The sequence below is a fragment of the Streptomyces sp. LS-MS-L19 genome (assembly GCF_058382285.1).
This window is the reverse complement of sequence record NZ_JBYCLL010000001.1, coordinates 221,065-243,659: the sequence shown is the minus strand read 5'-3', so window position 1 is coordinate 243,659 and position 22,595 is coordinate 221,065. Positions and strand designations below refer to the sequence as shown.

At 69.7% G+C, this 22,595-nt stretch carries 22 protein-coding genes; 11 read left to right on the top strand and 11 right to left on the bottom strand.

The genetic code is table 11. The features are described 5' to 3' along the window. Window positions 1-3: 3 nt before the first annotated feature. From AC2XR2_RS01065 to AC2XR2_RS01050, 4 genes are all read right to left on the bottom strand, one after another. Complete coding sequence (locus AC2XR2_RS01065; protein WP_356465776.1) at window positions 4-858, bottom strand: carbohydrate ABC transporter permease; 855 nt, start codon at window positions 856-858, stop codon at window positions 4-6. Continuing rightward, entirely contained in the window at window positions 855-1,811 is a 957-nt protein-coding gene (locus AC2XR2_RS01060; RefSeq protein ID WP_381307338.1) for a carbohydrate ABC transporter permease, read from the bottom strand. Before AC2XR2_RS01060 ends, AC2XR2_RS01065 begins: the two co-directional genes overlap by 4 nt. A gap of 76 nt (window positions 1,812-1,887) precedes the next feature. Beyond that, window positions 1,888-3,198 (bottom strand): ABC transporter substrate-binding protein, encoded by a 1,311-nt coding sequence (locus tag AC2XR2_RS01055; protein WP_449353519.1) that lies wholly within the window; start codon window positions 3,196-3,198, stop codon window positions 1,888-1,890. Window positions 3,199-3,286: 88 nt separating this feature from the next. Further along, window positions 3,287-3,595 carry a substrate-binding domain-containing protein gene (locus tag AC2XR2_RS01050; RefSeq protein ID WP_491513942.1) on the bottom strand — a complete coding sequence of 103 codons (309 nt, stop codon included), beginning with the start codon at window positions 3,593-3,595 and terminating at the stop codon, window positions 3,287-3,289. Between the two features lie 507 nt (window positions 3,596-4,102). Between AC2XR2_RS01050 and AC2XR2_RS01045 the strand changes: the two genes are divergently transcribed. Beyond that, window positions 4,103-4,852: a GNAT family N-acetyltransferase gene (locus AC2XR2_RS01045; RefSeq protein ID WP_491513941.1), complete on the top strand. Its 750-nt coding sequence runs from the start codon at window positions 4,103-4,105 to the stop codon at window positions 4,850-4,852. A gap of 110 nt (window positions 4,853-4,962) precedes the next feature. On the opposite strand, the gene AC2XR2_RS01040 is transcribed toward AC2XR2_RS01045, so the two are convergent. Continuing rightward, on the bottom strand, window positions 4,963-5,196 hold the full coding sequence (locus AC2XR2_RS01040) for a helix-turn-helix domain-containing protein (RefSeq protein WP_381307328.1): 234 nt from the start codon (window positions 5,194-5,196) through the stop codon (window positions 4,963-4,965). Next, window positions 5,196-5,681, bottom strand: a complete 486-nt coding sequence (locus AC2XR2_RS01035; protein ID WP_330269302.1) for a DUF2975 domain-containing protein — start codon at window positions 5,679-5,681, stop codon at window positions 5,196-5,198. Before AC2XR2_RS01035 ends, AC2XR2_RS01040 begins: the two co-directional genes overlap by 1 nt. A gap of 136 nt (window positions 5,682-5,817) precedes the next feature. Between AC2XR2_RS01035 and AC2XR2_RS01030 the strand changes: the two genes are divergently transcribed. After that, entirely contained in the window at window positions 5,818-6,234 is a 417-nt protein-coding gene (locus AC2XR2_RS01030; RefSeq protein ID WP_491513940.1) for a hypothetical protein, read from the top strand. A 192-nt stretch (window positions 6,235-6,426) separates the two neighbouring features. Here the strand turns inward: AC2XR2_RS01030 and AC2XR2_RS01025 are convergent, their stop codons facing one another. Then, entirely contained in the window at window positions 6,427-7,449 is a 1,023-nt protein-coding gene (locus AC2XR2_RS01025) for a LacI family DNA-binding transcriptional regulator (RefSeq protein WP_449351887.1), read from the bottom strand. Window positions 7,450-7,839: 390 nt separating this feature from the next. Between AC2XR2_RS01025 and AC2XR2_RS01020 the strand changes: the two genes are divergently transcribed. From AC2XR2_RS01020 to AC2XR2_RS01000, 5 genes are all read left to right on the top strand, one after another. Further along, window positions 7,840-9,108 carry an ABC transporter substrate-binding protein gene (locus AC2XR2_RS01020; protein WP_491513939.1) on the top strand — a complete coding sequence of 423 codons (1,269 nt, stop codon included), beginning with the start codon at window positions 7,840-7,842 and terminating at the stop codon, window positions 9,106-9,108. 130 nt (window positions 9,109-9,238) lie between these two features. Then, complete coding sequence (locus AC2XR2_RS01015; RefSeq protein WP_381307314.1) at window positions 9,239-10,111, top strand: carbohydrate ABC transporter permease; 873 nt, start codon at window positions 9,239-9,241, stop codon at window positions 10,109-10,111. Between the two features lie 15 nt (window positions 10,112-10,126). After that, window positions 10,127-11,041, top strand: coding sequence for a carbohydrate ABC transporter permease (locus tag AC2XR2_RS01010; protein WP_491513938.1), 915 nt, complete (start codon window positions 10,127-10,129; stop codon window positions 11,039-11,041). Between the two features lie 441 nt (window positions 11,042-11,482). Then, window positions 11,483-12,361, top strand: coding sequence for a glycoside hydrolase family 43 protein (locus tag AC2XR2_RS01005; RefSeq protein ID WP_491513937.1), 879 nt, complete (start codon window positions 11,483-11,485; stop codon window positions 12,359-12,361). Window positions 12,362-12,549: 188 nt separating this feature from the next. Then, window positions 12,550-15,030, top strand: a complete 2,481-nt coding sequence (locus AC2XR2_RS01000) for a carbohydrate binding domain-containing protein (protein ID WP_491513936.1) — start codon at window positions 12,550-12,552, stop codon at window positions 15,028-15,030. Between the two features lie 109 nt (window positions 15,031-15,139). On the opposite strand, the gene AC2XR2_RS00995 is transcribed toward AC2XR2_RS01000, so the two are convergent. After that, window positions 15,140-15,295 (bottom strand): DUF6131 family protein, encoded by a 156-nt coding sequence (locus AC2XR2_RS00995; protein ID WP_234021688.1) that lies wholly within the window; start codon window positions 15,293-15,295, stop codon window positions 15,140-15,142. Between the two features lie 159 nt (window positions 15,296-15,454). Continuing rightward, the gene (locus tag AC2XR2_RS00990; protein WP_449353526.1) at window positions 15,455-15,877 is read right to left on the bottom strand and encodes a MarR family winged helix-turn-helix transcriptional regulator; all 423 of its coding nucleotides are present in this window, start codon (window positions 15,875-15,877) and stop codon (window positions 15,455-15,457) included. Window positions 15,878-15,939: 62 nt separating this feature from the next. Here AC2XR2_RS00990 and AC2XR2_RS00985 point away from each other — a divergent pair, with 62 nt between their 5' ends. Together AC2XR2_RS00985 and AC2XR2_RS00980 are read left to right on the top strand one after the other, a co-directional pair. Further along, window positions 15,940-16,734, top strand: a complete 795-nt coding sequence (locus AC2XR2_RS00985) for an alpha/beta fold hydrolase (RefSeq protein ID WP_491513935.1) — start codon at window positions 15,940-15,942, stop codon at window positions 16,732-16,734. A 34-nt stretch (window positions 16,735-16,768) separates the two neighbouring features. Continuing rightward, window positions 16,769-17,614, top strand: a complete 846-nt coding sequence (locus tag AC2XR2_RS00980; RefSeq protein WP_491513934.1) for a phosphotransferase — start codon at window positions 16,769-16,771, stop codon at window positions 17,612-17,614. Between the two features lie 15 nt (window positions 17,615-17,629). Here the strand turns inward: AC2XR2_RS00980 and AC2XR2_RS00975 are convergent, their stop codons facing one another. Together AC2XR2_RS00975 and AC2XR2_RS00970 are read right to left on the bottom strand one after the other, a co-directional pair. Continuing rightward, window positions 17,630-18,391: a nuclear transport factor 2 family protein gene (locus AC2XR2_RS00975; RefSeq protein ID WP_491513933.1), complete on the bottom strand. Its 762-nt coding sequence runs from the start codon at window positions 18,389-18,391 to the stop codon at window positions 17,630-17,632. Between the two features lie 38 nt (window positions 18,392-18,429). Further along, window positions 18,430-19,296 carry an SDR family oxidoreductase gene (locus AC2XR2_RS00970; RefSeq protein ID WP_491513932.1) on the bottom strand — a complete coding sequence of 289 codons (867 nt, stop codon included), beginning with the start codon at window positions 19,294-19,296 and terminating at the stop codon, window positions 18,430-18,432. Between the two features lie 106 nt (window positions 19,297-19,402). Between AC2XR2_RS00970 and AC2XR2_RS00965 the strand changes: the two genes are divergently transcribed. Both AC2XR2_RS00965 and AC2XR2_RS00960 read left to right on the top strand, forming a co-directional pair. Further along, window positions 19,403-20,317, top strand: a complete 915-nt coding sequence (locus AC2XR2_RS00965) for a helix-turn-helix domain-containing protein (protein WP_491513931.1) — start codon at window positions 19,403-19,405, stop codon at window positions 20,315-20,317. 193 nt (window positions 20,318-20,510) lie between these two features. Beyond that, the gene (locus AC2XR2_RS00960; protein WP_491513930.1) at window positions 20,511-22,574 is read left to right on the top strand and encodes an alpha-L-fucosidase; all 2,064 of its coding nucleotides are present in this window, start codon (window positions 20,511-20,513) and stop codon (window positions 22,572-22,574) included. Window positions 22,575-22,595 lie beyond the last annotated feature (21 nt).

Below are 22,595 nucleotides of genomic sequence, written 5' to 3'. Positions count from 1 at the left end.
GGGCTATTTGACGGCTCCGCTGGTGATGCCGGAGACGACGCGTCGCTGGGCGACGACGAAGACGGCCACCATGGGCAGGCTCATCATCACGACGTACGCGAAGATGAGGTGCCAGTTGTTGAGGTACAGCTGGGCGTTGGCGACCTGGTACAGGTTGAGCGGCAGCGTCGCCTTGTCCCCGCCGCCGAGGACGAAGAAGGCGTAGAAGATGTCGCTCCAGGCGAACAGCATCACCATGATCGTCGCGGTGGCGATGACCGGCCGCAGCAGCGGCAGGATGACCTGGAAGAAGACCCTCGCCGGACCGGCGCCGTCCATGCGGGCGGCCTCCTCCAGTTCCTCGGGGAGGTTCCGGATGAAGCCGGTCATGAAGAAGATCGACGTGGAGAGGTACATCCCGGTGTAGACGGCGATCATGCCGAGCTGGGTGCCCGCCAGGCCCATCTGACGCAGCTCCATCACAATGGTGATCACCGCGGGCGGCAGCAGCAGGCCGCTGATGCTCAGCGCGTACAGCGTGCCCACCAGCCGGCCCTTGCGGCGGGCGAACACCCAGGCCGCGCCCGCGCCCAGCAGCAGCACGAGGACCACGGACGGCACGACGACCAGCAGGCTGTTGACGAAGCCCTGGATCATCTTGCCCTGGTCGAAGGACTGTCGGTAGTTCTCGGCGGCCTGCACGTGGTGCGGCAGCGACAGGTTGGGCTTGATCGCCTCCGCCTGCGGCTTGACCGAGGTCACCGCCACGAGCCAGAGCGGAATGCCGATCGTGACGGCCGCGACGACGAGGACCACGGCGGGCTGCACCCAGCGCAGTGGGCCGCGCCGCGCGGGAGCGGGGACGGGAAGGGCGGTCACTGGTTGTTCTCCCTGCGGCGCAGACCGACGATGACCGGTACGGCGAGGACGACGACGATGAGGAACAGCACCAGGCTCATCGCCGAGGCCTGCGCGTACAGGCCCTGTCCGAACACGCGGAACATGTAGATGTTGAAGACCTCGGTCTCGCTGCCCGGGCCGCCCGCGGTGGTGGCCTGCACGATGTCGAAGGTGTTCATCGAGCCGATCAGGGCCGTGGTGACGTTGAACGTGACCGCCGGTGCCAGCAGCGGGAAACGGATCGACCAGAAGGTGCGCCAGGCGCCGGCGCCGTCGATCCGGGCCGCCTCCAGGACGTCACCCGGCATGCTCTTCAGGCCCGCCAGGTAGATCAGCATGGCCAGGCCCATCCACTTCCAGCCGTGGATGAGGGTCACCACGACCAGGGTCCAGGTGGTGGATCCCAGCCAGGGGGTGTCGACCTGGTGGCCCGCCAGCGAGGACAGCACGCTGTTGAGCGCACCGTCCTGGGCCAGCAGGGCGCGGAAGATGTAGCCGACCGCGAGGGCCGAGATCAGCACCGGAAGGAAGAACACGGCCCGGAAGAACCGGTTGAACCGGGTGTCACGCTCCAGCAGCAGGGCCAGGGCGAGCCCGAAGCCGTTCTGGAAGAGGGCGACCAGGACGGCGTACTCCACGGTGATCCGGATGTCCCGCAGCATCGAGCCGTCCTGCAGGATGCTGCGGATGTTGGACAGGCCCGCGAACCTGATGTCCGCGTGGAACGCCGACCAGTTGGTGAACGGGTAGACGAAGTTCAGCAGGTTCGGCAGCAGGAAGAACACACCGAACACGGCGAGCGCGGGGAGGGCGAACCACCACGGCTGGTTGGACTGCGCACGCGGCCGACGCCGCGGACCGCGCCGCGGGGAACCGTCCGTCTGCTTGCTGGGTTCGACGTCGGTGACGCCGACGGTGGCTGTGTCCGCCACGTCTCACCTCCGGTGAGGGGCCCCGGACCGTGCGCCTGCGAGCGGGCCGGGGCGGTGCTGGAGAGGGGGCGGAGGGTCAGAACCCGGAGACGCCACGCGCCTTGAGGACCTGGGTGAACTGGTCCTCGGCGGCCTGGGCGACCTGCTCCGGCGTCTTCTTGCCGTAGATCATGTCGGCCAGCGCGAGGTGCATGTCGGGTGCGGTGAGGGCCTTGACCTGGAACACACCGGTCGCGGAGGACAGCGCCTGGGCCTGGGCGAGGGCGGTCTGCGGCAGACCGTCGGGGTTGGGCACGGACGGCTCCACCGAGACGACCTTGTTCGCCTTGATGTAGGCCGGGTAGTCCTCACCGAGCCAGAAGGACAGGAACTGCCGGGCGGCGGTCTGCCGCTTGGCGTCACCCGTGTTGAAGGCGACCACGCCGTTGGTCTGGTCGGGGGAGTACAGGGCCTTGTCGGAGCTGTTGGAGACGGGGAACCAGCCGAGCTTCCGGTCCATCTCGGCGGTGCTGGAGGTGGCCTGGATCTCGCTCTGCAGCGAGGTGACGTTGACGGCCATCGCGGCGCTGCCGTCCAGGAGCGCCTTGCCCTGGTCCACGAAGGTCGCGGTCTTGTAGTTCTTCTGCGCCAGGCCCCCGTCCAGCACCTGCGACTTGTACTTCTTGATCGCGTCGACGATCACCGGGTCGGTCCACTTGGCCTGGTTCTTGTTGAGCTTGTCCCAGAAGCTCTGGGGCAGGTCGGTCAGCTGGAGCTGGACCTGCCACTGGAGCGGCCACTTGTCGCCGCCGACCTCGAAGAACGGGGCGACGCCCGCCTTCGCCTTGATGGTCTTGGCGGTGGCGAGGAGGTCGTCGTAGCTGGTGGGCATCTTGGTGACGCCGGCCTTCTTGAAGACGTCCTTGTTGTAGTAGACGCCGAGGGTCGCGGGGCTGGTGACGATCGCCGCGTACCGGTGGCCGCCGACCTGGCCGAGACCCTGCTCGGTCTTGCCGAGCTTGGTGACCCAGTCCTCCTTGTCCAGCTGGAGCAGGTTCTTCTCGGGCTGGACGAACGGCAGGGTGCTGCCCGTGGGCTGCCAGAACATCAGGTCGGGCTTGTCGCCCGAGGCGAGCTTGGTCGGGACGTTCGACTCGTAGGGGTCCGGGATCACCTGGGTGGTCACCGTGGCCCCGGTCGCCTTCTGGAAGGCGTCGATGACCTGCTTCGGCTCGGCGACGCTGTTCTGCGCCACCCACATCGTCAGGTGGACGCCCTTCAGGTCGGCCGTGGCGTCGACCGAGCCGGTCGGGGCGGCGCCGGTGCCGCCCGCGGTGCTGTCGCTGCACGCGGTGGCGGTGAGGCCGAGCGCACACGCGACGGCGAGGGCGGAGGCGACTCTTTTCATGGATCTGTCCTTAGGCATGCGAGGGTGGGAAGAGCTGTGCTGTGGAACATGGGGGGACGGCCGAAGCGGGGCGTGGGGACGGCCCGTGTCATGCGGTCCTTCGGCCCGAGCTCTCGCGCGGGACGAGTTCGGGTGCGAAGCGGGCCGGATCGGGCGGCCGGTGGTCGGACTCCCGCCGGGTGAGCGGGAGTTGACAGGCGGCTCGCCCCAGATCCTGGAGGTCCGTCCGGACCGCGGTGAGCACGGGAGTGACGAACCCCGAGTGCGGGGCGACGTCGCAACCGGTGCCGCCGACGTCTCCCCGTACGGCGCCAACTGCGTGGGGCAGGCCGCGCGGCACGCCCAGCGCCAGGTCGTGCCGGGGAGGGCCGGAGTCTGCGTGACCGGTCACATGCATGGGAGGATTGTGAGCGGTCACAACACGGCCGTCAAGAGGTTGTCATCACGGCGTTACCGGGCCCCGGCCCACTTGTGCCCGGGGGTGGCGGGAGGACCCTGCCTCACCTGCGCAAGGCTCATGGGCGGGAATCCGGGAGGGCGTTGCGGCGAAGAGGTCGGCTCGTCACTGGCGACCGGACCGTGCGGGACGAGTCAGTGTGTGGCAAACCAGGTCGACAGGGAAGCGCGCATGGCGCAGGGTTCATCCATGTCTGGTACCTCCTTGCGGCAGTTGCCGGTGGGCTGTCGCAGCCGACCGGCAACCACCGCTGATGTCACGGCAGTTCACCGACTGGTGACCGCGTGCGAGGTCGATCTTCACGGTCGTGCCACCACGGGCGCCGACCGGGTCGCCGCCGACCTCGGCGCGCTTGCCGCGGACGCGAAGTCCGATGCGGTGCTCGTGTACGCCTCTGGTGGGGAAATGACCTCCTCCGGTGGGGAAGTGGCCGCCTCGGGTAGGGAAATGACCGCCTCTGGTGGGGAAGTGGCCGCCTCCGGTGGGGAAGTGGCCGGCTGGGGCTGGGTGAGGGGCCGACGTGCCACGGTCCACGTGCACCCCGGTCACCGGGGGCGAGGGCTCGGCGGACTCCTGCTCGCCTGGACCGAGGAGCGGGCCCGGCAATGGGGCGGCGATCGCCTTGCCCAGACGGTCCCCGACGAGGACCATGCGGCGGTCGCGCTCCTGGAATCCGGTGGATACGCGCGGCTCGTCACCGAGTGGCTCCTGGCGATCGCGACGCCCACCGCACCGCACGTGCCCGACCCCCCGGCCGGCATCACGGTCCGGGCCTTCCGGGCCGGCGACGAACAGAGCGCGTACCGGCTCACCGAGGACGCGTTCGACGAGTGGCAGCAGCGGCGCAAGAGCTACGCGGAGTGGGCCCGGCACACCGTCGAGCGGCCGACCTTCGCCCCCGCGGCGTCGGCGGTCGCCCTCGCCGGCGAGCAGCTGGTCGGCGCCGTGCTGTCCCTGGACATGCCGGGCGACGACGAGGGGTACGTCGAGCGGGTCGCCGTCCGGCGTGACTTCCGCAACCGGGGGATAGCGCGCGTGCTCCTCCAGGAGTCCTTCCGTGCCTTCCACCGGCAGGGCAAGCGGGGCTGCACGCTGTGGACCCACTCGGACACCGGCGCCCTGCCGCTGTACGAGCGCATCGGCATGACCGTCCGGCGCACGTCCACGGTGTACAGCAAGACGCTCACGGCAGGGTGACCGAAGCCGGCGGACCTCGGCTCCGCAAGCCCGGCGGCGTCGGTCGCGCGGGGGATTCCGGCGCCCCTGTCCCGACGCCGGCCGTCAAGCTTCTGTCCCGACGTTGACCGTTACGCTTCCTGTGGCGTTCCCGCCCGGACCTCCGCCTCCCACCGCAGCAGATCCCCTGGCTGGCACTCCAGCGCCTCGCAGAGCGCGGCGAGTGTCGTGAACCGCACCGCCTTGGCGCGCCCGTTCTTGAGGACCGCGAGGTTGGCGGGGGTGATCCCGACCCGCTCCGCGAGCTCGCCCACGGACATCTTCCGCTTGGCCAGCATCACATCGATGTCGACGGTGATCGGCATCAGATCACCTCGTCCAACTCGGCCTGCATCTGGGCCGCTTCGACATCCCGCGCCACGGCCTGGGCGAGCAGGGTCCGCAGTACGAGGACGATGAGCGCGACCCCCAGGATGGCGAGGCCGATCCCGGCCATGATGACGCTGACTCCGGGGTCGTCGCGCTGGCCCGGCGCGTTGATGGCGGTCACCGCGAACCACAGGACGGAGGCCGCGGTGATCGCACCGATGATGCCGTCCACGTACCGGAAGGCGGCGGGGGAGAACACGGTCCCGCGGCGCACCATCGTCACCAGGCGCCAGACGCAGACCCCGGTGACCTGGACCGCGACCATGCCGAGCATGGTGATCAGGCGCAGCGGGGTCAGCGGGAGGGACCCGTCCTCCGGGTCGGTGGCCAGGGCCCACACCATGAGCACCTGGATCAGGACGGTGCCGACGAGCACCACGACGAGCACGGCGCGCAGCGCACGCACGGCCAGCTTTCCCATGCCTTACCCTTCCATCGAATCGCGATGGAAACCTATCGAAAATCGATAGGTGAAGCAAGAGTGTTGAAAGCCCCGGTGCGAGGGGGCACGCTTGGCGCAGCCGTGCCGACCGTGCAGGCGGGAAGAGGGGCGTCGGATGCGGCGAACAGAGGACGAGCTTCTGGCGGAAGCGCTCGGCCGCATCAACAAGGGCGGGAAGTTCGCCTCGCGGTTCCTCAGGAACGACGTCGCCGAGTTCGACCACGAACTGCCCCTGGAGTTCGGCCCCGCGGTGGAACGCGCCCGCGCCGTGCTCGGTCGGCTCGCCGGCGGCACGGTCCCGGAGCCGGTGGAGGCAGGTGCGGACCGAGTGACGCTCCGGGTGCTCACCGGGGGTGGATACCTCGACATGAACCCGGTCGTGGTGATCCTGGACGCGACGCGCAACGGTGAGTGGACCACCACGCTGCATGTGCGGGCCGTCGCGAAAGAAGGCCTGGTCAAGCAGCGTGCGGCACAGAAGACGGCCGAACGCGTCGCGGAGCTGCTTCATGGGGCCGATGCGGGCCCCTGAGCGCGACCCGGCTCACCTGGCCACGGAGCCGGTCCGAGTCCGTGAGCGCGACCCGGCTCACCCGACCACGGAGCCGCTTCGAGTCCCAGAGCAGGACCCGGCTCACCCGGCCACGGAGCCGCTTCGAGTCCCAGAGCAGGACCCGGCTCACCCGGCCACGGAGCCGCTTCGAGTCCCTGAGCGCCACCCCGCTCACCCCGCCGTGCCCCGCGGCGGCGGAGCCGTCGAGTTGCGGACCACCAGGCGCGTGCCCACCTCCATGTGCTCCATGAGCAGCTTCTGCCCCTCGATGAGTGACAGCAGGGCACGCGCCGCCTTCTGCCCCATGTCGTGCAGCGGCTGGCGCACGGTCGTCAGGCCGGGGAAGCTCTGCGCCGCCTGCGGGAGGTCGTCGAACCCGACGACCGAGAACTCGGTCGGCACGTCCAGCCCGCTAGCCCGGGCCGCGTCGATGGCGCCGAGCGCCATCAGGTCCGCGCCCGCCACGATCGCCGTGGGACGGTGCTCGGAGATCAGTTGCGTGGCCGTACGGAATCCGCTGGCGTACGAGAAGTCGCAGGAGGCGACCATGCGTTCGTCCACCTTCAGCCCGGCCAGCCGCATCGCGTCCTCGAAGCCCTGGAAGCGGACGGACGTGCTCTCGAGGTCCTCCTCGCCGCGGAGGTAGGCGATCCGGGTGTGGCCCAGGTCGATCAGGTGCTGGGTGCCCTGACGCATGCCGTGGTAGTTGTCGACGCTCAGGCGGGGCAGCGGTACGTCCAGGCGCCGGGGGTCGATGATCACGCAGGGCAGGTTCTGGCGGCGCAGCAGCTTGACCGTCTCGTCCTCCAGGACCGGCGCGATCATCAGGACGCCGTCGACCAGTCCGCGCCCCAGGAACTCGACCCGGTCCTTCTCCCGCACCGCGTCGTGGTAGGAGGCGTTGACGAGCAACTCCTGCTCCGCGTCGGCGAGTTCGTCGGCGACCCCGCGCAGGATCTCCAGGCCGTACTGGCTGGTGAGGTCGAGGGCGATGAGGCCGATGAGTCCGCTGCGGCCGCCCTTGAGGTTGCGGGCCGAGACATTGGGCCGGTAGCCGAGCCGGCCCGCGACCTCCATGACGCGGCGGCGGGTCTCCTCCGAGGCCCCCGGCTTGCCGTTCATGACGTTGGACACGGTCATCGCGGAGACGCCGGCCTCCTCGGCCACCTGTGCGATGGTCACCCGCCCTGTCACGCCAACTCCTTCTGCTCGCCGGGCACTTGAGCCGTGCCGGACCGTGGCCGTCCCAGGCCCACTCAATCACGAGCTCACTCAATCACGAGCCAGCGGAAACTTCCGTGAAACTGTAACGATAAGGCAGAGCTGGCGCCACCGTAAGTCCCTGCGGTCAGGCGCAAAGAGATGTCGCAACCCGTGTCCGTCGGGCACGGAAAGTTACGTATAGATGTCGCCTAAGTTTTGCGTTACAGTTCCCGGCCATCGGCGCTCAACATGGCCGCAACTCGGGTCCACCGACCCCTTCTTCGTCGTATCGGCGCTGCACCCACCCGGATCCAGCCCGACCGAATCAACCCCCTCAAGACCTGACGAGTCGGTCCGTACCGACGATGAGAGAGGTGTGCAATGAAGCACTCCGGGAGACGTGTCGCGATCGCCGCCACGGTCACCGCGATGGCGATGTCGCTGGCCGCGTGCGGTGGCGGCTCGAGCGGTGCCTCCAGCGACGGCACGGTGACCCTGCACGTCCAGGCGTGGAAGGGCGGCGGCGCCGAACCGGCGAACGTCGCGGAGATCAACAAGGCCTTCGAGAAGGCCCACCCGAAGATCAAGATCGACTTCGAGTACATCACCGCGAACGACACGTACGTCCAGAAGCTCCAGCCCGAACTGCTCGGGGGCAAGGCCGGCGACGTCATCATGGTCGACACGGACAAGATGAAGAAGTGGGGTGCCTCCGGCTACCTCGCCGACCTCTCCGAGGAGTCGTGGGCAGGAGCCATAGCCCCCGACGCCAAGCCCTTCGCGCAGTCCGACGGCAAGACCCTCGCCATGCCGATGGAGCTGATCGGCATCGGCATGTACGCCAACATGGACCTGCTCAAGAAGGCGGGCATCGCCGAGGTCCCCGCCGACTGGCCGACCTTCCTCGCCGACCTCGCCAAGCTCAAGAAGGCCGGCATCAACCCCATCTCCCTGCCCGACAAGTCGGGTTGGACCGGCAGCTCGGTCTTCCAGGCGAGCGGCTCGACCCTCGTCTACCAGAAGAACAAGCAGTGGGACGCCGACTTCGCGGGCGGCAAGGCCTCCTTCGACCCGGACTGGCAGGGACCGCTCGACCAGCTGAAGACCCTGGAGGACAAGGGGTACGTCAACTGGAAGAACGAACTCGGCGTCGACGAGTGGTCGCAGGGCCCGCAGAACTTCAGCGCCGGCAAGAGCGCCTTCTGGTACCAGGGCGCCTGGCAGGTCTCCAACGTCAAGAAGGCGGGATTCCCGGTCCAGTTCGCACCCTGGCCGGGTGGCGGCGCGGGCACCAAGCCGAACGGCATGCTCTTCTCCGGCACCATGTGGGCCGTCAACTCCCAGTCGCAGCAGGGTGACGCGGCCCGCGAGTACGTGAAGTTCTGGTCGCAGAGCGAGAATCTCGCCAAGTACCTCGACGCCGAGCACGCCGAATCGCCGTTCACCGGCGGCACCACGCCCGAGAGCACCGAGACCACGGCGTTCACCACCGCCTTCAAGGACGGCCGTTACCGGATCCTGCCGTCCGACTCCTGGTACGGCGCCACCGCCGAGACCGAGATCGGCTCGAAGATCCAGGCCTATCTGCTGGGCAAGGAGTCCACGGCGCAGACCCTCAAGGACATCCAGACCGCGGCGAAGGCCAAGTAGCGCCGGACACCGCCGTGTTCGGCCGTCCCCTGGTCAGCCGTGGTGGGAGCGCGAGGAACGGCTCCCGACCGCTCCCACCACGGCCACCGAGCCCCACGGACCAGGGGCCGCGCTCAAGAGGAGGACTCCCGTGATCCACCGCCGGCGTGCCACCATGGCCGCCTTCCTGCTTCCGGCGATCGCCGTGTACGCCGTCTTCATGCTCTATCCGCTCGGCCGCGGGATCTACCTGAGCATGACCGACAGCCTCGGCGGACCGATCGCCCACTTCGTCGGCACCGAGCAGTACCGGGCGATGGCCGACGACCCCGACGTGACCGCCGCCCTGTGGCACACCATCGTGTACGCGGCCGTCGTCGTGATCGTCCAGAACGGTCTCGGCCTGCTCTTCGCGAGCATGCTCTTCCGCCGGCCGAAGGTCCGCAAGGCGCTCAGCGTCACCCTGCTGACCCCGACCCTCGTCTCCCCGGTGATGGCCGCGTTCATCTGGTCGTACCTGTTCGCCCCCGACGGCGGCATCAACGCCCTCCTCGGCCTGCTCGGCCTCGACTCGCTGGAGCACGTCTGGCTCGGCGACACCTCCACCGCCCTGTACGCCGTGGCCGCCGTCAACATCTGGATGTTCGCGGGCTACTCCTGCGCCATCTTCCTGGCCGGCTACATGAGCCTGCCCACCGAACTCCTCGACGCCGCCGCAGTCGACGGCGCGAACGGCTGGCGCCGCTTCCGCTCCATCGAGTGGCCCATGCTGGCGCCCGCGCTCACCGTCAACGTGACCCTCAGCCTCATCGGCTCCCTGAAGGTCTTCGAGTTCCCGCTGGTCCTCACCAACGGCGGCCCGGCCGGCTCCACCGAGACCCTGACCACCCTCGTCTACCGGAACGTCTTCGGCGGCGGGAAGTTCGCTCTCGGCATCGCCATCTCCGTACTCCTCCTGGTGACCGTGGTCGTCCTGTCCAGCGCCACCTCCTCTCTGCTGCGCCTGCGCGAGCGCCGAATCTGACGGGCGGACACGACCATGACCTCGCAGACCCTTTCCCCCGAGACCGGCACCGGGGGCGCCGCTCCCCGGCCGTCGTCCGCCCCCGCCACGGCCCCCTCCAAAAACACCCCGCGCCGTGCCCTGAAGAGCCTCGGCACCGTGCTCCTCTGCCTCGGCGTGCTGGTGTTCGTGCTGCCCTTCGTGTTCACCGTGCTCACCTCGCTGCGCACCGCGGCCGACGTCGCCCGGTCCCCGCTCGGCATCCCGCACACCTTCACCCTGAAGAACTTCGCGGACGCCTTCTCCCAGATCCACTACGGCCGCAGCGCCCTGAACACCCTGCTCATCACCGGCCTGTCCTGCCTGAGCATCACCGTGCTCGGCTCCCTCGCGAGCTATCCGCTGGCCCGCATCACCCAGGGCTGGTCCACCTGGGTCTACCGGCTGTTCATCGTGGGCACCTCGGTACCGGTCTTCGTCGTCGTGGCCCCGCTGTACCTGCTGATGCGGGACCTGAACCTGCTGGACAACTACGCCGGCGTGGTCTTCGTCTACACGGCGATGTTCCTGCCGGTCGCGGTCTTCTTCTACACCAGCTTCATCCGCTCCATCCCCACCGACCTGGAGGAGGCCGCCGCACTGGACGGCTGCGGGGCGCTGCGGACCTTCTTCACCATCATCCTGCCGCTGCTGCGCCCCATCACCAGCACCCTGCTGACCTTCGTCTCGCTCCAGGTGTGGAACGACCTGATCGTCCCGCTGGTGTTCCTCCAGGACCCCGACAAGCGCACGGTCATGGTCAACGCGTACTCGTTCATCGACCCCCACACCGTGCAGCCGACGACCCTCTTCCCGGCCGCGCTGCTCGGCGTACTGCCGCTCTTCCTGATCTTCGTCTTCCTGCAACGTCATGTGGTCGCCGGGATGTCCGCCGGGGCCGTCAAGTCCTGACACCGGTACGCCGGTTCACGGCCGGGGCCGTAACCCACTCACAGGTCCAGGACGCGAGGGGCCGACCGCATCGCCGCGGGCCTCCGTCCAAGGGCCGGACCGTGCGCCGCGGACCACAGCGGCGCGAGCGCCCGGCCACAGCACCACGGGCCTCGGTGCCGTCAAGCCGAGCACAGCCGGTCCCCACGCCCTCGCCTTTCATCCAGCCGTACGGCCATCAGGCCCTGCCCCATCGGCACCCGCCCGGTGTCACGGCCCCGCTCCGCCGCACCGCCCGCTGCCACCGCCCTGCCCGTCGACACCTGCCCGCTGCCACCGCCCTGCCCGTCGACACCTGCCCGCTGCCACCGCCCTGCCCCATCGCACCGCCCGCTGCCACCGTCGGCCCTGCCCGCCGCCGCCGGCCCTCCCGTCCCGCCCTCCCGGAAGGACCCCCCACCGATGTACGTGGTCTCCTACTTCACCGACGCCGACGAGGCGCTCCACCTGGCCTACAGTCACGACGGCGAGGAGTTCGCCACGGTGAACGGCGGTCGGCCGGTCCTGCGCGGCACGGTCGGTACCGGCCGGCTGCGGGACCCGTTCATCGGGGTCGGCCCCGACGGTCTGTTCCACCTGCTCGCCACCGACGGCTGGACCAGCCCCTACATCGTCCACGCCACCTCGGCCGACCTGCTCACCTGGTCCGAACAGCGACTCGTGCCCGCGATGGCCCGGGTGCAGGGAGCCCTCAACGCCTGGGCCCCGGAGTTCTTCCTGCACCGTGCGACCGGGCTCTACCACCTCATCTGGTCGTCCGTCGTCGAGCCGGGCGGCACCGCCGAGGGCCGGGACTTCGAACACCTCACCCAGGACCACCGCATCTGGCACTGCACCACCGAGGACTTCCGCACCTTCTCGCGGCCCGGAGTGTTCTTCGATCCCGGCCACTCGGTCATCGACGCCACGGTCCGCGAACTGGACGGCGGCGGCTACCTCATGGCCTTCAAGGACGAACGCGGGGTCAACGACATCGCCACCGCGCACAAGGACATCCACCTCACGACCTTCGACACCCCCGGCGGCCCGTACACGACACCGACCGGCCCGGTGACCCCCTCCCTGGCGGAGGGACCGTCCCTGTTCCGCCGGGACGGCGACTGGATCATGATCTTCGACCACTTCCTCGAAGGACGATACGGCGCGACCCGCAGCCGGGACGGCGTCACCTGGGAGCCGGTCTCCCTGAACCTGCCGCAGGGCATGCGGCACGCCTCGGTCCTGGAGACCTCGGCCTCCGTCCTCCAGACGTCCGCTCCGGACGCGCTCGCCGCGCGCTAGCCCGTGGCCCTGGCACTGTCCCTGTCCCAGGCCCGCTGACGCGTTCGCCGCGCGTCAGCCCGCTGCCGCCGCGCGGCGGCCAAGAATCCCGGGTGCTCCCCGCCTCGCGGTGCGGGCGCCCGGCGCAGGAAGCCCCGTGTCCCGATCCGTGGCACGGAGGACTCGATCACCCAGTAAGGAGCGTCGCAATGAAGCGTCGCAGAACGGCGCGTCCGGCCCGCCGGGCGTCCCGCCTTCTGACCCTCCTCGCCGTGCTGGCGGGAGCACTCCTGGTCCCGGCCCACGCCGCCCTGGCGGCCGGCACCACCTACTACGTGAACTGCTCGGCCGCCACCAACGGCAGCGGCACCCAGGCCAGCCCCTGGAACACCGTCGGCAGCGTCAACAGCACCACCTTCGGCGCCGGCGACAGCATCCTGTTCGCCGCCGGCACCACCTGCACCGGCCAGCTCACTCCTGGCGGCTCCGGCGCCTCGGGCAGCCCGATCACCCTGGGCTCCTACGGCAGCGGCGCCAAGCCCGTCATCAACGCGAACGGCGCCACCGGTCCCGTCATCCACCTGCTCAACCAGCAGTACTGGGAAATAGGCGGCCTGGAGCTGGTCAACTCGGCGGCATCGCCGGCCTACCGCTCCGGCGTGCTCGCCGAGAACAGCTCGGGCGGGATCCTGCACCACATCCGGGTGCACGACATGTACATCCACAACATCAGCGGCTGGCCGGGCGGCTGGTACGCCACCAACGCGGGTGTCGGAGTCCAGACCGACCACACCACTCCCGTCTCCACCTGGGACGACGTGGTGGTCGAGAACAACACCTTCGACCACGTCGACCGCATCGCCGTCGCCGTCACCCCGGACGGGGACGGCCAGGGCACCGGCCTGACCACCGGCACGGTCATCCGCGGCAACACGATGACCTACGACGGCGCGGACGACATCCTCGTCGTCAAGAACGACGGCGCCCTCATCGACGGCAACAAGGCGGGCTACGGCGGCGCGAAGAACACCTGCCCGCCCTCGGGCCAGTACTGCAACGGCGCCTCGGCCGGCATCTGGATGTCCGGCAGCTCCAACACCGTGGTCCAGAACAACGAGGTGTACTGCCACGTCAACGGCGCCGACGGCACCGGCTACGACGTGGACTGGGGCAACCACAACACCACGTTCCAGTACAACTACAGCCACCAGAACCTCGGCGGCTTCATGCTGGTCATGCCGCCCTTCAGCATCGCCAACGAGCCCACCTCGACCGTCCCCAGCGACGGCACGGTGATCCGCTACAACATCAGCGAGAATGACGGCTCCAACGCGGGCTGCCCCACCTCGGGCACCCCCACCCACGGCACCGGCGTCTTCCACTTCGTGGGCGGCGTGCCCAACCAGAGCGGCAGCTCGTCCGCGGTCCCGCTGATCTACAACAACAGCATCTACGTCAACAAGAGCGGCCTGAACACCCCGATCCTGTACTCACGGTCGGGCTCCAGCATCTCCGGCGCGCTGTCCTTCAAGAACAACGCGGTCTTCAACTACGGCACCGGCGGCTACTTCTCCACCACCGGCGCGTCCGTCTACTCCAACAACCTCTTCTACGGCAACCACCCGTCCTCCGAGCCCGCCGACGCGGCGAAGGTCACCGCCGACCCGCAGTTCCGCAACCCCGGCAACACCAACGGCTCCTCGTCGTACACCGGCACCAACGCCTACCAGGTGCACCCGTCCTCGCCCGTGATCCGGGCCGGCGCGGTCATCAGCTCCAACGGCGGCAAGGACGCCTTCGGCAACACGGTCTCGGCCACGGCCGCCCCCAACATCGGCGCCTACAACGGCACCGGCGGCAACCTGCTCTCCAACGCGGGCTTCGAGACAGGCGCGTTGAGCCCCTGGACGCAGGCCAGCGGTACGGCCTCCTCGGTCACGTCCTCAGGTGCGCGCACCGGCACATACGCACTGGCCACCGCGGCGAGCGGCAGCGGCGCCAACCAGGCACTGACCGGCCTGAGCCCCAACACCACCTATCTGCTGACCGGTTGGGCCAAGGTAGCCAACGCGGGGGAGACCCTCGCGATCGGCGTGAAGAACTTCGGCGGCACGGAGACGTACACCAACATCGCCACCACGTCGTACACCCAGGCAGCGGTCCTCTTCACCACCGGCTCGTCGAGCACCTCGGCGACCGTCTACTGCTGGAAGAACTCCGGTGGCAGCGGGGCGGGTTACTGCGACGACCTCGCGGTGGAGCCGCTCACCTCGGCGACCAACGCGATCACCAACCCCGGCTTCGAGACCGGCGCGCTGACCCCCTGGGCCCAGAGCACCGGTACGGCGTCGAGTGTGGCCGCCTCCAACGCCCGCACCGGCACCTACGCCCTCCAGACGGCGGCCAGTGCGAGCGGGGCCATCCAGACGGTGAGCGGTCTCACCGCCGGCAACACGTATCTGCTCGCGGCATGGGCCAAGGTGGCCACCGCCGGTGAGGAGGTCGCGGTCGGCGTGAAGAGCTTCGGCGGTACGGAGACGTATCTGCGCACCTCGACGACGTCCTACGCCCAGCAGCCGATCTTCTTCACGACCGGTGCCACCACGACCTCCGCCGGCGTGTACTGCTACAAGAACGCGGGCTCGGCCGCGGGCTACTGCGACGACTACACGCTGATCAAGCTTCCCTGATCGATTACCGACCCGAAAGGGAGATACAGCGCGTGACGACGGCGGGCCGGGTCATCCCGGCCCGCCGTCGTGCGATCGGCCCGTCGCGGCGGCCTGCGAATCGGCGACGTCACCAATAGTGTCGTCGGCCGGCAACGGCGTGACCTGCGGACCCCATGATCCACAGGGCGGCGCCGATCACCAGAAGGATGATCCCGATGGTCCACAGGATCGAGACGCCGGTAAGGAAACCGACTATCAGAAGGATTACACCAAGGGCGATCATCACGACCTCCTGTAGCGGGTACTGCTCTTGGTGTTCGAATACCCGCGAATCCGCGATGGAGGCCCCCGCATTTTGTGCGGTCCTCGCCGCCGCCACCTCGCCGGCCGTCGTGGCGGATGACGTGCGACGCCCGCGACCTGCTGTAGCCGGAGCCGGCGGTCAGTGAGGGTCTGACGGCGTAGTGAGCCGTCGCAGGAGGTCGAGCAGGGTCGCGCGCTCGGCGGCGGGCAAGGGGGAGAAGCAGTCGGCGAGGACCTCGTCGGCGACCTTGTGACCGGCCGCCAGGACACTGTCGCCGGCCGCCGTCAAGTGGTGCTCGATGCGTCGGCCGCGTCCCGGTCGGCGCTCCACGAGGCCCTGGGCCGTGAGGCGGCCGGCGAGTGTCCCGAAGGCCTGCTCGGTCTGGAACGTGGCCGCGGCCAGTTCACGGGCGGACGCCCCGGGGGAGCGGCTGATCGCGCGCAGGGCATCCCACTGGGCGAGTGTCGTGCCGACGGCCGAGAGGGCGCTGTCCAGCGCCCGGTGCTGTCGGTACTGGGCCTGTTTGACCGCCCTGCCGAGTTCTTGCAGCTCACCGTGCATGCGTCGAGTCTACGCCATGACCAAGCTAGCTTATATAAAGATGTTTAGTTAGAGTGGTCGGCATGCCTACCGACGCATCCCTCCCCTTCGCCGATCCGTCCCTCACCGTGTCCGAGGCCGGGACCGGCAGACCCGTTCTCGTCCTGCACGGTGGCGGAGGTCCCGCCACCGTCACCGGTCTCGCCCAGCGCCTCTCCCGTACCGCGCACACGATCACGCCGGTGCACCCCGGCTGGGACGGCACCCCCCGCCCCGCATGGCTCACCGGCGTCGACGACCTCGCCCGCGTCTATCTGCACACCCTGCGCGAGCGCGAGCTGCGTGACGTTCTCGTCGTCGGCTCCTCCCTCGGCGGCTGGATCGCCGCCGACATGGCCGCGCGCGACAGCGCGGGAACGATCTCCGGCCTCGTCCTGATCGACGCTGTGGGCGTCGAGGTCGATGCGGAGTCGATCGCCGACATCTTCGCCCTCGACGCCCGCGGCATCGCGGAGCTCTCCTGGCACGACGCGGACCGCTACCACCTCGACCCGGCCGGCATCGCCGGCGCCGAACTCGCCCGCAGACAGGCCAACATGGCCACCATGCGCGCCCTGGCCGGCGACCCCTACATGCACGACCCCGAGCTGCTGCCCCGGCTCGGCCGGATCCAGGTGCCCACCCTCCTGCTCTGGGGCGAGAGCGACCGCGTCGTCACCCCCGCTTACGGCGCGGCCTACGCCGAGGCCTTCGGCGACGGCCGACTGGAGATCGTCCCCGAGGCCGGCCACCTCCCGCACATCGAACAACCGGACGCCACCTACGCCCTGATCGAGGCACACCTGGACCGGACGAGCGCCGGGTCTCATCCGTCGTGAGATACCGCCGGCCGCCGCCGGTAGCGTGAACGACATGACGGCAGAGGACGGGACGGGAGATGACGGAGCGGCAGAGGACGGGACGGGAGAGAGCGAGGCCCTGGTCGGGGGCATGGCCAACGCGGGCGCGGTGGTCCGGCGCGGTGCCGTGGTGGAGCGTCCGGCGCCGGCCACCGCGCCCGCCCTCCACGGCTATCTGCGCGCACTCGGGGAGCACGGGTTCGACGGGGCTCCTGGCCCGGTCCGGCTCACCGCGGACGGTCGCGAGCAGCTGACGTTCATCCCCGGCGACGTCGCGCTGCCGCCGTTTCCCCGCTGGGCGATGACCGAGAGCGCGTTGCGATCCGTCGGAGCCCTGCTGCGGCGCCTGCACGACACCAGCGCGACCGTCGCGGTCGACCCGGACGTCGACTGGCCCCGGTCCATGGCCGACCCCGAGGGCGGAACGATGCTGTGTCACAACGACGTGTGCCCGGAGAACGTCGTCTTCCGCGACGGCCACGCCGTGGCCCTGATCGATTTCGACCTGGCTGCCCCCGGCCGGGCGGTGTGGGACCTCGCCATGACCGCCCGCTACTGGGTCCCCATGCTGGATCCCGTGTCCGCGGCCGTGCTGCACCCCGCCGACCTGGACGTCCCCACGCGTCTTCGGATCCTCGCGGACGGCTACGGCCTGTCCCCGCGGGAGCGGGCTGAACTCCCCGGTGTCATCGAACAGGCCACCGCGTCCTGCCGGGCCTTCGTGGCCGGCCGGGTGGCCGACGGCGACCCGGTCTACACCCGGGCGCTGTCCGAGCGCGGCGGTTGGCGGCGTTGGGACCGCGTCCAGGCGTGGCTGGTGGGGCAGCGCGGGGTGCTCACCGCCGCCCTGTCGGCATGACCGGAGGGAGGCCGCTCAGAACAGGCTGTTGCCGTGCGGCAGTTCGGCCGGTACGGGCGCGATGACGTCCCAGTGCTCGACGATCCTGCCGTCGGCCACGCGGAAGAGGTCGTAGTAGGCGACGGGCACCCCGAACTCGCCCTCGGACTGCGTCAGGACGAACTCGCCCTCGGCGATGACCCGGTGGACCTTCTGGTAGACGAGGTTCTTGCCCTGTTCGGCCCACTTGGCCGCGGCCGCGCCGAATCCGTCGAGGCCGTCGGCCGCCTCGGTGTTGTGCTGGTGGTAGGTCTCGGTCGAGAGGTAGTCGGTGAGCACCGAGTAGTCGGCGCCGACGAGGACCTTCTCGGCGAACTCGGTCACCAGGGCACGGTTGGCTTCGGTCCTGCCGGTGTCGGTGACCGCGCCGGGTCCGTCGGTCTGGGAGCGGCCGGAGACGGTGTCCTCGACGAGCGGGGTCAGGGCGTCCCAGTGCTCGGCCAGCTTGCCGGCGGCGTCGACCCGGAAGATGTCGAACCCGACGAGCGGGTCCGGGCCGAAGCCGTGGTACGTGCCGTGCAGGGCGACCAGGTCGCCGTCGGCGATGACCCGGGCGCCCTCGTAGCGGAAGTCCGCACCGAGACCGGCGACCAGCGCGCGCAGGGCGTCGGGTCCGTCGGCGGCGAGGGCGCTGTGCTGCCTGTAGTCCGCGGCCACCCAGCGGTCCACGGCGGAGGGATCCTTGTCGCCGAACAGCTCGGTGGTGGCCTGGAGGACGGTGTTCTTCACGTGGTTCATGACGGTCTTCCCGGTTCGATGAATGGAGGTAGGGGCGCTCAGCGACCCGCGTCGCGGACGACTCGGGCGAGGGGTGTGGCGGGGTGGCCGGTGAGGCGGGGGACGGCGTCACCGACCCCGTCGAGTTCGCCGGACGCGATGGCGGTGTAGGTGGAGATCCAGGCGTCCACCTGCCACGGCGGCGCGCCGTAGGAGGCACGGGAGGCGTAGGCCTCCTCGACCGTCTCCGGGCGGTAGGTGACCGTACGCCCGAGCTGCTCGGACAGGATCGCGGCTGCCTCGTCCAGCGTGAGGGACTCGGGGCCGGTGAGGTCGTAGGTCGCGCCGACGTGGTCCTGCGGCCCGGACAGCACCGCGGCGGCCGCGTCGGCGATGTCGTCCTGGGCGACGAACGCCGCCCGTCCCTGCCCGGCCGGGCCCCGGATGACGCCGTCCTCGCCGACGAGGTCGGGGACGAACTCGGCGTAGAAGTTGTCCCTGAGGAAGGTGTGCGCCAGGCCGGCGGCGCGGATGTGCTGTTCGGTGTGGAAGTGGTCCCGGGCCAGGGTGAAGGTGGCGTCGGGGGCCGCGCCGTAGAAGGAGACGTACACCAGGTGCCGCACGCCCGCCTCCGCGGCGGCGTCCACGAACGCCTGGTGCTGGGCCGGCCGGTCGCCGCTCTCGGAGGCGGAGACCATGAGGACGGTGCGGATGCCGGTGAGGGCCTCGCGTACGGCCTCACGGTCGGCGTAACCGCCCCGTACCACCACCGCGCCGGGGAGCTGTGGAGCGCGCTCCGGACTGCGGACCAGGAGTTTCTGCGGGACACCCCGTGCCGCCAGTCGCCGGGCGACACGCCCGCCGAGCCGACCGGTGGCACCGGTGACGGCGATCATGGGGAGGGTTTCCGTGGAGGGCTCGGACATGACGTGCCTTTTCTTTCCGGATCTCGCCTGGGGGATGTTCCTTTTCCGTGTCGGCACGACCAACTTACGAACGACTCAGGCGGGAAGCCGGATAAAGTTCCGACTGATGATGGTCAAAAAGCGACACGATGCCTCGTCCGAGATTCCCGAGGTCCCGTTCGCGGCGCCCGCGGGCACCCCGGCCGGTGTCGAGGTCATGTCGCTGGCGGAGCTCAGGCGCAGGGTCCCCGAGCAGGCCCTGGCCCGGCCCCAGCGCCCCGACTTCCATCACCTGCTCACCCTCGGCGCGGGCGAGCTCAGGCACGTCGTCGACTTCGAGGACTGCACCCTGCGGCCCGGCTGCTGGCTGTGGGTGCGCCCGGGGCAGGTGCACCAGTGGGGCGACCTCACCGAGGCCGAGGGCACCCTGATCCTCTTCCGGCAGGACGTACTGGACCCGGCCACGGCCACCGCCGCCCGGGTCGACGATCCGCACGCACCGGCCGTCACCGTCCCGGTCGCCGCCGACGCCGAGGCGGTGACGCTGGCCGCGGACCACCTGAGCCGGGAGTTCGGGGCGCTCGGTCAGCTGCCGCTCGACGTGCACGTGGCGGCCCTGCGCCACCTCCTGGCGGTCCTGCTGCTGCGGCTGTCGCATCTCACCACCCCGCTCGCCGGCCCCGCGCCGGAGCCGGACGAGACCTACCTGCGCTTCCGTGACGCGGTCGAACGCCACTTCACCGTCACGCGTCGCGTCGCGGACTACGCCGACCTGCTCGGCTACTCGGGGCGCACCCTGGCCCGGGCGAGCCTGGCCGCCGCCGGGCTCGGCGCGAAGGAGTTCATCGACCGCCGGGTCGTGCTGGAGGCGAAGCGGCGGCTGGCCCACGGCGACGAAACCGCCGCCCAGATCTCGGACCACCTCGGCTTCGTCACGCCCTCGCAGTTCAGCAAGTACTTCATGCAACGGACGGGCAGTTCCCCGATCGACTTCCGCAAGGCGGTCCGAGGACGGGCAGCGGCGGACGTGTGGGCAGATTGATCCGAGCAATCCCTAGGCGCGGGTCGTGATCGCGACATGACGGTTGGACTGCTCCAGATCACATATGCGGTCTGAACAGGATGAATTGACGAATCGTCACGCCCCCTCTGGACGCCGCAGTGGACGGGGTCTATAAATTCATCCGATGTCACGCCCCGCCTCATCCAGCCCCCCAGGATCCAGGAGCCGCACCATGTCCTCTGCGCCCCTGAGCAGACGTTCTCTGATCAAGGCCGCCGCCCTCGCCGGAGGCGTCGTGGCCTTCGGGCTGCCGCAGGCCCTGTGGCCCACCACCGCCGCGGCCTACACCGTCCCCTCCAAGATGGACTGGTGGTACCAGGCCCGGTTCGGGATGTTCATCCACTTCGGGTCCTACTCCTCCCTCGGCCACGGTGAATGGGCCTTCTCCAACGAGAGCTGGTCCAAGGCCGATTACCAGACCCAGGTGTCCGCCGACTTCAACCCCACCGCCTTCGACGCGGCCACCATCGCCCAACTCGCGGCGGACGCCGGCATGAAGTACCTGGTGATCACCGCCAAGCACCACGAGGGCTTCGCCATGTGGGACTCCGGGGTCCCCGGCTTCACCGACACCACCGGCACCAAGCAGTACAACCTGCACGACTACGCCGGCTTCCAGGGCGACCTGCTGGCGGCGCTCAAGACGGAGTGCGAGGCGCGAGGCGTCAGGTTCGGGCTCTACTACTCGATCCTGGACTGGAACCACCCCTCCCAGACCATCCGCGGCGGCGGTCTCACCACGATGGCCTCGACGGCCGCCCGCACGGGCTACATCGCGGACATGAAAGCCCAACTGCAGGAACTGCTGGACCGCTACGACCCGGCGCTGCTGTGGTTCGACGGCGACTGGTTCGGCGAACCCGCCGCCCCCACCCTCCAGGACTGGTGGCTCAAGTCGGACGGAGTCGACCTCTACAACTGGCTGATCGCCCGCAAGCCCGGACTCGTCGTCAACGAACGGGTCAAGCGGGACCTCGGTCTGGGCGACTACGCCGTCGCGGAGTTCGGTGTCCCGAGCGCGCCACTGGACCGCCAGTGGGAACGGTGCGACACCATGAACGGCGCCTGGGGCTACGACGCGAGCAAGGAGAACTCCTACCGGCCCGTCAAGGACTTCGTGCAGGAGCTCGTCACCTGTGTCTCGCGGGACGGCAACTTCCTGCTGAACATCGGCCCCAAGGGCGACGGCTCGGTCACCACCGGATCCGTGACGATCCTGCAGGGCCTCGCCTCGTGGATGGCGACCTACGGCGACAGCGTGCGCGGCGCCCTGGCGAGCCCCTACGCCACCGACCCCGCCTGGGGGAGGGCCACCAAGAAGGACGGCAAGCTGTACGCACACGTCTTCAACTGGCCCACCAACGGCGTGCTTCAGATCCCGGCGCTCACCAACACGATCAGCCGCGTCTACCTCATGAACAACCCCTCGGCCTCGCTGACCTACTCCGTCAGCGGCGGCCAGATCAACGTCACCGTGCCGGCCACCGCCCCGGACGCCAACGACTCCGTGGTGTGCGTCGAGGTCAGCGGTGTCCCCACGGCCGTCGGCGGAGCCGGGGTGACGGTGTTCCAGGACGTGAACTACGCCGCGGCGAGCACCCTCCTGAAACTGGGCACCTACACCTCCTCCCAGCTGTCGACCGCCGGAGTGGGGTCCTCGGCCATCTCCTCGCTGCGGGTGCCCCAGGGCTACCAGCTGACGGGCTGGTCCGGTGACAACTTCACCGGCACGGCCTGGACGTTCACCGCGGACAACCCCGACCTGCGGGTGACCGGCAACAACGACGCCATCGTCTCGCTGAAGGTCACGTTCAATCCGGCCACGTACTTCCGGCTGACCAACGTCACGGACGGGCTGGCCCTGGACAGCGGCGGCAACGTCGCCAGTGGCTCGAACCTCAAGCAGTGGACTCCGGTCGCCAGCACCAACCTCCAATGGCAGGCCGTCGACCTCGGCACCGGCTACTACCGGCTGGTCAACCGCACCAACGGCATGGTCGCCGACGGCTGGGGCTCGACCGGTAACGGGGATCCCGCCCGGCAGGCGGCCTGGAACGGCGGCCCCAACCAGCAGTGGCAGATCACCGACCGCGGCAACGGCCAGTACTCGATCGCCAACCGCGCCACCGGGCTCGTCCTCGACGGCGGCGGACAGGTCCCCTCCGGGTCCGTGACCAAGCAGTGGACCTGGGTGACCAGCACCAACCTGCTGTGGACGTTCCAGCCCGTCTCCTGACGACCCGTCCGCCGGCGCCGA

Bases quoted from the DNA above. Each gene is read 5' to 3' on its own strand.
- AC2XR2_RS01010 (WP_491513938.1), top strand. From the start codon at position 10,127: ATGACCTCGCAGACCCTTTCCCCCGAGACCGGCACCGGGGGCGCCGCT.
- AC2XR2_RS01035 (WP_330269302.1), bottom strand. From the start codon at position 5,681: ATGGGAAAGCTGGCCGTGCGTGCGCTGCGCGCCGTGCTCGTCGTGGTG.
- AC2XR2_RS00995 (WP_234021688.1), bottom strand. From the start codon at position 15,295: ATGATCGCCCTTGGTGTAATCCTTCTGATAGTCGGTTTCCTTACCGGC.
- AC2XR2_RS01020 (WP_491513939.1), top strand. From the start codon at position 7,840: ATGAAGCACTCCGGGAGACGTGTCGCGATCGCCGCCACGGTCACCGCG.
- AC2XR2_RS00965 (WP_491513931.1), top strand. From the start codon at position 19,403: ATGATGGTCAAAAAGCGACACGATGCCTCGTCCGAGATTCCCGAGGTC.
- AC2XR2_RS01050 (WP_491513942.1), bottom strand. From the start codon at position 3,595: ATGCATGTGACCGGTCACGCAGACTCCGGCCCTCCCCGGCACGACCTG.
- AC2XR2_RS01040 (WP_381307328.1), bottom strand. From the start codon at position 5,196: ATGCCGATCACCGTCGACATCGATGTGATGCTGGCCAAGCGGAAGATG.
- AC2XR2_RS01005 (WP_491513937.1), top strand. From the start codon at position 11,483: ATGTACGTGGTCTCCTACTTCACCGACGCCGACGAGGCGCTCCACCTG.
- AC2XR2_RS00990 (WP_449353526.1), bottom strand. From the start codon at position 15,877: ATGCACGGTGAGCTGCAAGAACTCGGCAGGGCGGTCAAACAGGCCCAG.
- AC2XR2_RS00980 (WP_491513934.1), top strand. From the start codon at position 16,769: ATGACGGCAGAGGACGGGACGGGAGATGACGGAGCGGCAGAGGACGGG.
- AC2XR2_RS00960 (WP_491513930.1), top strand. From the start codon at position 20,511: ATGTCCTCTGCGCCCCTGAGCAGACGTTCTCTGATCAAGGCCGCCGCC.
- AC2XR2_RS01045 (WP_491513941.1), top strand. From the start codon at position 4,103: ATGACCGCCTCTGGTGGGGAAGTGGCCGCCTCCGGTGGGGAAGTGGCC.
- AC2XR2_RS00970 (WP_491513932.1), bottom strand. From the start codon at position 19,296: ATGTCCGAGCCCTCCACGGAAACCCTCCCCATGATCGCCGTCACCGGT.
- AC2XR2_RS01000 (WP_491513936.1), top strand. From the start codon at position 12,550: ATGAAGCGTCGCAGAACGGCGCGTCCGGCCCGCCGGGCGTCCCGCCTT.
- AC2XR2_RS01030 (WP_491513940.1), top strand. From the start codon at position 5,818: ATGCGGCGAACAGAGGACGAGCTTCTGGCGGAAGCGCTCGGCCGCATC.
- AC2XR2_RS00985 (WP_491513935.1), top strand. From the start codon at position 15,940: ATGCCTACCGACGCATCCCTCCCCTTCGCCGATCCGTCCCTCACCGTG.
- AC2XR2_RS00975 (WP_491513933.1), bottom strand. From the start codon at position 18,391: ATGAACCACGTGAAGAACACCGTCCTCCAGGCCACCACCGAGCTGTTC.
- AC2XR2_RS01055 (WP_449353519.1), bottom strand. From the start codon at position 3,198: ATGAAAAGAGTCGCCTCCGCCCTCGCCGTCGCGTGTGCGCTCGGCCTC.